The sequence below is a fragment of the Roseateles chitinivorans genome (assembly GCF_002761755.1).
Lineage (GTDB): Bacteria > Pseudomonadota > Gammaproteobacteria > Burkholderiales > Burkholderiaceae_C > Roseateles > Roseateles chitinivorans.
Window position 1 is genome coordinate 22,163 of sequence record NZ_PEOG01000074.1, and the last position, 6,191, is coordinate 28,353.

The following is a 6,191-nucleotide window of genomic DNA, read 5'->3' on the forward strand; positions in this document are numbered from 1 at the left end:
CGCCCCTTTGGACGACGAGCGCGCGGACCCGCGTCCGTCACCGCCGGCTCAGGGCTTGATCTCCTGCGCCGAGGCCCAGGGCCCGGTGATGCCGTCGAGTTCGCAATCCCACAGCGCCTGCGCATCGAGCGCGTCGGTCACGCCCTCGGCATAGACCTTCAACGACAGGCTGCGCAGCATGACCACCAGGCTGCGCACGAAGGCCGCGCGGGCCACGTCCGCCGATACGCCGCTCACCACCGAGCTGTCGAGCTTCACGTAGTCCAGGCCCGCCTGGAACAGGCGATCGATCTGCGCCAGGCCCGCGCCCGCATGCTCCAGCCCCAGTTGGACGCCCAGCGGCCGCAACTGCCGGCCCAGTTCCTGCAGGGTCTCGAAGTGCTGCACCGCGGCTGGCTCCGCCAGTTCCAGGCCGATGGCGCGCCGTGCCGACGCCGGCGCCGCCTGCACCAGTTCGCGCGCCCGCGCGATGAAGCTGCCGTCGTTGAGCGTGGCCGGCGCCACGTTGACGCAGCGCGCGCGCTGGTCCTGCTGCGTGGCCTGCAGCGCGAGCGCGAGCGCCTGCAGGTCCGCCTCCGCGCTCAGCCGATGACGCAGCGCCAGCGGCAGCCAGCGCGCGGCCGGCTCGAACTCGCCGACCGGATTGAGCTTGAGCTGCAATGGACATTCGAGGTGCAGCACCTGCCGCTCGCGGCCGATCAGCGGGAATTCCAGCAGGCGGCTGCGCTGCTGCGCCAGCGCGTCCGAGATCAGCGCGCGCCAGGCGCGCTCGCCCTGGGCGACCTCGTCCGAAGGCGGCGCCTCGCGCAGCTCCAGCACGACGCCCTCGCCCTGCTCGGCCTTGGCCAGCGCCGCGTCGGCCGCGGCGAACCAGGCGCTCATCGGCTGGTCGCGCATCAGTTCGACCGCGCCCAGCGCGACACCGACGCCCGCCCCCAGGTTCTGCAAGCCGGCCCGCAACGCGTCGGCCAGCGCCTGCGCCGTGTCGCCGACCACGTTCGGCGCCGGCAGCCACAGCGCGAAGTCCGAACCGTTGAGCCGGCCGGCCAGGCAACCGCGCACCTGCTCGGGATACACCCGCAGCGCCTGCGCGATCGCCACCAGCGCCTGGTCGGTCGCCCCATGGCCGAGCCGCTGGTTCAGGCCCTGCAGGTCCTTCAGCCGCAGCAACACCAGGCCGGCGCGCAGCGGACCATCGTCGCGCTCGAGGGCGGAATTGAGTTCCGCCACGAACTGCCGGCGGTGCGACAAGCCGGTCAGCTCGTCGCACAGCAGCTGGTGATGCAGCGTGCGCAGCTGCTCGGCCTGGGCCTCGAACATCTGCCGCGTGCGCACCACCATCGTGTTCATCGCGCTGGTCAGCTTGCGCATCTCCGGCACCCGGGGTTCCAGGACGGTCTCGAAGCGTCCCTGCGTCACGCCCTCGGCCTGGCGCACCGCGGTGTCCAGCGGCCGACGCAGCCGCGCCAGCACCACCGCCGCCGCCACGCCGGTCACCAGCCCGACCAGCAGCAGCCAGGACGCGGTGCTCAGCGTCGCTCGCCACAGCGCCTCGTGGACATAACCGGTCTGCCCGCGCAGCTCGATCTCGCCGACCGCCTTCCAGCCGTCCGACACCTTCGCCACGCCGGGTGCCACCTCCAGCGGCAGCAGGGCCACGAACCAGCGCGGCGCATGCGCGACCTGCGGTGTCTCCAGATGCCGCTCGAACACCTGCGCCCCGCCGCCGTCGCGCCAGCGCACGCTTTCGTAGGCACCCGCGTCGAACTGCGCCGAGATCAGCAGCGACATCAGCTCCGCGTCGCCCTTCTGCTGCGACAGCGCCAGGGCCAGCGCATTCGCGTTGTCGGCATTCTTCAGCTGCGCCTGCGTCTGCAGCAGCTCGCGCAGCGACCAGGTGCTCACCGCCACGCCGCCGAGCACGGACGCCAGCACCGCGCCCAGGACCAGGCACCAGATTTGTCTTATCAGGGACATGTCGTGAATTCTCCGTCGCCCTTCGTTTTGTCGTCCGGCACCTTCCGAGGGACCCGCCGTGCTGCGCCGGTTCCTCAGAAGCCCTCCGCCTTCGCCTTCGCCAGCAGGTCGCGCCACAGCGACAGCCGCACCAGCGGGTTGCCCGCGGTGGTGGCGCCCACGCCGCTCCACAGGCCTTCGCCGTTGAAGCTGAACACCGGCGTGAGGTCCGGCCGCAGCGACGCGGGCCGGATCTCCGGATTGATATTGTCCAGAATCAGGGGCTCCGCCTCCGGCTGCGCATAGTAGGCCAGGACCATGTGCGCCTGGGGCCGCCCCTGGAACTGGGCCCGCACATAGACCATCCGCAGCCGCGACTGCGGCACGCCGGCGGCGAGCAGGCTCATGTACTTCGCGATCGCGTAGTCCTCGCAGTCGCCGGCGCCCTTGTCCAGCAGCTCCAGCGGCGTCGCCCAGTAGTCGACCTGGCCCCAGACCTCGATGTCGTCACGGAACGCCACCCGCTGATTGAAGAAGCCGTTGACCGCCGCCAGCCGGTCGCGCTCCTCCGGCATCGCGGCCGCGCGATCGGCCATCTGGATCATCGCCTTCACCGCCGCCTGCGTCCGGGGCGACAGCTTCGCGGCCGACTCGGTCAGCCGGTCCCGGTCCCATCCCCAGGCCACCGCCGACCACAGTCCCGCCAGCCACGCGAGCACCCACAGCGCCGGCCGGATTCTCCAGCCAACACGGGACACTGTACGAGTGACGAAACGTGACATGCGCTGCAATGTATCTGCCTCCAGGCCCGCCCGAGGGCGAACCGTGACGCGCCCCCCGAGGACCGGCAATTTGCCGCACCGCCTTCATGCGGTGCCGAGGGGCCGGCCGGGATAATCCGGCGCTCAGATGAAGACCCATGCCATCCGCCAGGAACTGGACCAGGCGCGCGCCAACGGACCGCTGCGCCAGATCCAGATCCCCCCCTGTCCCGAGCTGCTGCAGCGCCTGCGCGCGGCGATGGACCTGCCGCAGCCCGACCTCAACGAGGTGGCGCGCATCGCCGCCGCCGACGTCGCCATGTCCGCGACCCTGCTGCGCGTGGCCAACAGCCCGCTGCACCTGGTGGCAGGCCACGTGCCCTGCACCACCGTGGGCCAGGCGATGTACCGCCTGGGGCTGGACGAGAGCGCGGCGCTGATGCAGGCCTTCCTGGTCCGTCACGCGATCCCGGTCAACAGCCCGCACCTGCTGCGCTTCTGGCAGCGCTCCACCAAGCGATCGATCGCGATGGGTTTCATCGCCGGCCAACTGCCCGGCATGCGGGTCGACCTGGCGCAGGGCTATGGCCTGTTCTGCCATGTCGGCATGCCGGTGCTGCTGCAGAGCGTGCGCGGCTACGGGGCCACCATGGTCGAGGCCGCGGCCCGCATCGACCGGCCTTTCATCACCACCGAGAACATCAACCACCGCACCGACCACGCGGTCGTGGGCGCGCTGGTGATCAAGGTCTGGCACCTGGCGCCGGAGTTGATGACGGCCATCCGGCTGCACCACGATTTCGATGCGCTGCGGGATGAAGGCGTCGAGCCGGAGGTCCGCACGCTGATCGCCGCGGGCCTGATCGCCGAGCACCTGATGCGCCGGCACGAAGGCCTGGACGAGGACGTCGACTGGGCCGCCAACCGCGCGGCGGCGATGGCCTGGCTGCACCTGTCGGAGGATGAGCTCGAGCAGTGGGACGAGGCCCTGCGTCCGAGGCTGGACGAGGCCTGAGGACCGGCGCGCGCCGCTGCCGGCGCCGGCTCAGCCGCGCACCGCGACGCGCGCCGCGGCCAGGTCCCAGCGCGCGCAGCCGACGCTCTTGAACAGCCGCGTGCGGCCGTCGTCGATGGGCCGCTGACCCATCACCAGGTCCTCGATCGAGGCCTGCGGCTCGAAGCGGCCGGCCGCCATCAGGTCGCCGGCCTCGGCCTGGGCGCCGACCGGGTCGTCGACCCAGACCTGCGCCCCCCGGACCAGCTCCGGCGGCAGCTCGACCATGTCGTCGCGGAAGGCGCCGACGCCGATCACCACCGCGCCGTCGCCGATGCCGGGCCGCAGTACCGGCACGCGGCTGGTCGTCGCGCAGACGATCAGGTCCCAGGCATGGCGCGCCTGGGACTCCGGCGGCAAGGGCTCGACGCCGAGCTCCTCGACGAAGCCCGGCACCGCCTGATGGCCCTGGACATGGATGGTGGCCTGCGGATGCAGTGCCTGCAGCGCTTCCACATGGGCCCGCGCCTGGACCCCGCCGCCGACGACCAGCGCGCGGCGTGGCGCCTGGCGCGCCAGGTGCTGCAGCGCCAGCATGCTCACCGCGGCCGTGCGGCGCGCCGTCAGCGCGGGGCCGTCCAGCACCGCCAGGCGCTGGCCGGTGCGGCTGTCCATGACGACGACCTCGCCGGAGATCGTCGGCAGGCCCAGCGACGCATTGAGCGGATGCACGCTGACCAGCTTGGTGATCGACAGCGTGTCGCTCAGGCAGGGCATCACCAGCAGGACGCCGTCCTGTCGCAAGGGCAGCACCTGCCGCGGCGGGCAGGTCAGCCGCCCGTCGCGATGCTCGCGACAGACCAGCGCGATCTCCTCCATCAGGAGGGACCACGGCAGCGCCCGCGCGGTGGCGGCGGCGTCGAGCACCAGCATCCGGTCGTCGGCTTCCTGCCTGAGGCTTACTTGCGCGGCGGCGGCACGTCGGTGCACGAGCCGTGCGCGACTTCCGCCGCCAGGCCGATCGACTCGCCCAGCGTCGGGTGCGGGTGGATCGTCTTGCCGATGTCGACCGCGTCCGCGCCCATCTCGATCGCCAGCGCGATCTCGCCGATCATGTCGCCCGCATGCGTGCCGACGATGCCACCGCCGATGATGCGGTGGGTCTCCTCGTCGAACAGCAGCTTGGTGAAGCCTTCGTCGCGGCCGTTGGCGATCGCGCGGCCCGAGGCGGACCACGGCAGCAGGCCCTTCTTGACCTTGATGCCGCGGGCCTTCGCTTCGTCCTCGGTCACGCCGACCCAGGCCACTTCCGGATCGGTGTAGGCGACGCTGGGGATCACGCGCGCATCGAAGCGCGACTTGGCCAGCGCGTCGTCGCCCAGCAGCTCGCCGGCAATGACTTCCGCCGCCACGTGGCCCTCGTGCACCGCCTTGTGCGCCAGCATCGGCTGGCCAACGATGTCGCCGATCGCGAAGACATTGGGCACGTTGGTGCGCATCTGCACGTCGACCGGGATGAAGCCGCGGTCGGTGACCACGACACCGGCCTTGTCGGCGCCGATCTTCTTGCCGTTGGGCGTGCGGCCCACCGCCTGCAGCACCAGGTCGTAGACCTGCGGCTCCTTCGGCGCGCCTTCGCCCTCGAAGGTGACCTTGATGCCCTCGGGCGTGGCCTCGGCCGCGACCGTCTTCGTGTTCAACATGATGTTGTCGAAGCGCGGCGCGTTCATCTTCTGCCAGACCTTGACCAGGTCGCGATCCGCGCCGGTCATCAGCGTGGGCAGCATCTCGACGACGTCCAGGCGCGCGCCCAGCGTCGAATAGACCGTCCCCATCTCCAGGCCGATGATGCCGCCGCCGACGATCAGCATGCGCTTGGGCCGGCTCGTCAGCTCCAGCGCGCCGGTCGAGTCGATCACGCGCGGGTCGTTCGGCATGAAGGGCAGGCGCACCGCCTGCGAGCCGGCCGCGAGGATGATCTTCTTGAACTTCAGCGTCTGGGTCTTGCCGGTGCGCTCCTGGCCCTCGCCGCCGGTCTCCTCGACCGACAGGTGGTTCGCGTCCAGCAGCGTGCCGTAGCCGCGCACGACGGTGACCTTGCGCATCTTGGCCATCATCGCCAGGCCGCCGGTCAGCTTGCCGATGACCTTCTTCTTGTGGGTCAGCAGCTTGGGCAACTCGACCTTGGGCTCGCCGAACTCGACGCCCAGGTCGGCGAAGTGCTTGACCTCGTCCATCACCGCCGCGACGTGCAGCAGCGCCTTGGACGGGATGCAACCGACGTTCAGGCAGACGCCGCCCAGCGTCGCATAGCGCTCGACCAGCGCGACCTTCAGGCCGAGGTCGGCGGCGCGGAACGCGGCCGAGTAGCCGCCAGGACCGCCGCCGAGCACGATCACGTCGTACTCGCCTTCGGCCGGGCCGGTGTAGGTCGCGGCCTGCGGCGCGGGGGCCGAAGCGGCGGGTGCGGGCGCCGATGC

Annotated in this window: 5 protein-coding genes; 1 reads left to right on the top strand and 4 read right to left on the bottom strand. The window is 71.3% G+C overall.

The window, feature by feature from the left end:
• Positions 1–48 precede the first annotated feature (48 nt).
• Positions 49–1,977 (bottom strand): EAL domain-containing protein, encoded by a 1,929-nt coding sequence (locus tag CS062_RS21035; protein ID WP_099863509.1) that lies wholly within the window; start codon positions 1,975–1,977, stop codon positions 49–51.
• Positions 1,978–2,051: 74 nt separating this feature from the next.
• Positions 2,052–2,714 carry a transglutaminase-like cysteine peptidase gene (locus CS062_RS21040; RefSeq protein WP_233218189.1) on the bottom strand — a complete coding sequence of 221 codons (663 nt, stop codon included), beginning with the start codon at positions 2,712–2,714 and terminating at the stop codon, positions 2,052–2,054.
• A 151-nt stretch (positions 2,715–2,865) separates the two neighbouring features.
• Between CS062_RS21040 and CS062_RS21045 the strand changes: the two genes are divergently transcribed.
• Positions 2,866–3,732, top strand: a complete 867-nt coding sequence (locus CS062_RS21045; protein WP_099863511.1) for an HDOD domain-containing protein — start codon at positions 2,866–2,868, stop codon at positions 3,730–3,732.
• A 30-nt stretch (positions 3,733–3,762) separates the two neighbouring features.
• Here CS062_RS21045 and CS062_RS21050 read toward each other — a convergent pair whose 3' ends face one another.
• Both CS062_RS21050 and lpdA read right to left on the bottom strand, forming a co-directional pair.
• Positions 3,763–4,701, bottom strand: a complete 939-nt coding sequence (locus tag CS062_RS21050) for a delta(1)-pyrroline-2-carboxylate reductase family protein (protein WP_143742434.1) — start codon at positions 4,699–4,701, stop codon at positions 3,763–3,765.
• Positions 4,671–6,191: dihydrolipoyl dehydrogenase (lpdA, locus tag CS062_RS21055; protein ID WP_099863513.1), on the bottom strand; the 1,521-nt coding region annotated here is incomplete at its 5' end. The genes lpdA and CS062_RS21050, both read right to left, overlap by 31 nt.

Bases quoted from the DNA above. Each gene is read 5' to 3' on its own strand.
- CS062_RS21035 (WP_099863509.1), bottom strand. From the start codon at position 1,977: ATGTCCCTGATAAGACAAATCTGGTGCCTGGTCCTGGGCGCGGTGCTG.
- CS062_RS21045 (WP_099863511.1), top strand. From the start codon at position 2,866: ATGAAGACCCATGCCATCCGCCAGGAACTGGACCAGGCGCGCGCCAAC.